The following is a 1,108-nucleotide window of genomic DNA, read 5'->3' as shown; positions in this document are numbered from 1 at the left end:
ATCACGGCGCAGAGGCGGTCAAAAACCTTGATGAAGTCCGTGATGCACTGCTGATAGCCGATTTTCAACAGGTTATGATGTTGAAAGCGTTACCTTTCTCCGACAGTGATGATGTGTTCATCTCTTTTTTACAGCATAAACACAATCAGACAGTGATGAAGAAACCGCCCACGCTGATTATGGGTAATTCTTATGGTTATTACGCCTATCCGCATAGCTGCCTGAATAAGTCTGTGAACCTTTCCATGCACAGCCTGGATATTCGTCAGGCACAGACGATGTTATCCCATTATGCTGAAAGCAAAAAACTTAAAACGGTTGTTTTGACCTTTGGGTATTTCGACATTTTCTATGAGCTGTATAAAACCCGGATGCAGGAAAATATCAGGGTAGTACATATTGTGAGTCATTATAATCATAAAAATAATATCCTGCCTTATGACAGTATTGCCACTGACTTTCCTCATGCTTCTGATGAAGCATTACTGGCTCATTTTCTGCCGATGGTGAGAAATAGCGAGCGGCTAGCGAATTTTAATCTTAAGCTTGATGATGCCGCCACGCTGGGCAGCATAAGTGTCAATCTCGAAGAACATATTAAGGGGGCGAGTTCGCTCCCGCAGGCGGTGTTTGAAGAGACATCGAAAAGTCGCGCCGCGCTCCACAATAAATCGTATAAATATAAGAAAAGTAAAGAGGTTAACGCAAAAATCATCAGCGAAATGTGCGCACTGGCGAAAGACAAAGGTATTCGAATTCATTATGTTATCCCGCCGTTTCCGGATGCCTATCTCCAGTCCCTTGAGCCACGGATGATTGAAGAGAACCGTGCTTTCTTAAAAAGTCTGGAAAGTTATCATTTTAATTTTCACGATTTTAATGAGGATAAAGCCTTTAACCGGACTGATTTTCGCGATGGCGATCATCTCAACTATCATGGTGCCGTTAAGCTGGTAAAAACCCTGAAGAAAAGGGGCGTGCTGCTTTAGCCTGGCCGGTTTTCAGCAGGATAAGTGACGGAGAGTGAGTGCTGCGTGACACTGCGCTTTTTAGTGCGGATCGTTCTGAAAAATGGAGTCAGCAATTTGCCTTAATGACGGTATTGGGT

1 protein-coding gene is annotated in these 1,108 nt (G+C 43.6%); it reads left to right on the top strand.

From position 1 onward, the window contains the following. A partial coding sequence (locus tag WH277_RS02705; RefSeq protein ID WP_339504268.1) for a hypothetical protein occupies positions 1-989 on the top strand: 989 nt, incomplete at its 5' end. Positions 990-1,108: the final 119 nt, after the last annotated feature.

This window comes from Erwinia sp. MYb416, assembly GCF_037479575.1.
Lineage (GTDB): Bacteria > Pseudomonadota > Gammaproteobacteria > Enterobacterales > Enterobacteriaceae > Erwinia > Erwinia rhapontici.
The sequence above is the reverse complement of the archived record's forward strand: the minus strand, read 5'-3'. Positions and strand labels throughout refer to the sequence as shown.